At 42.6% G+C, this 251-nt stretch carries 1 protein-coding gene; it reads left to right on the top strand.

Features of this window, described 5'->3' with window-relative positions:
• Positions 1-85: 85 nt before the first annotated feature.
• The coding region (locus R0J92_RS25065; RefSeq protein ID WP_411053676.1) for an FAD-dependent oxidoreductase at positions 86-251 on the top strand (166 nt) is incomplete at its 3' end.

Genomic DNA, 251 nt, shown 5'->3' with positions numbered 1-251 from the left:
CTTTTGTCGAAAAATTTGATCAGGCTTTATCTTGGCTGGAAAGTGAACTCAGAAAGCATCACAAACAAGCGCGAGGATTAGCAATATGAAGCGGGATTTGAGCAATCTCACTTGTCAAACCTTTGATGTCTTAGTGATTGGGGGAGGCATTTATGGGGCTTGTGTTGCTTGGGAAGCCAGTTTAAGAGGATTAGCGGTTGCTTTAGTAGAGAAAAGTGATTTTGGGGGAGCAACTTCTGCTAATAGTCTCA

It is taken from the genome of Tritonibacter sp. SIMBA_163 (genome assembly GCF_046535935.1).
GTDB classification, from domain to species: Bacteria; Pseudomonadota; Alphaproteobacteria; order Rhodobacterales; family Rhodobacteraceae; genus Epibacterium; species Epibacterium scottomollicae.
Note: the sequence above shows the minus strand (reverse complement) of the source record. Positions and strands in the feature narration are given on the sequence as shown.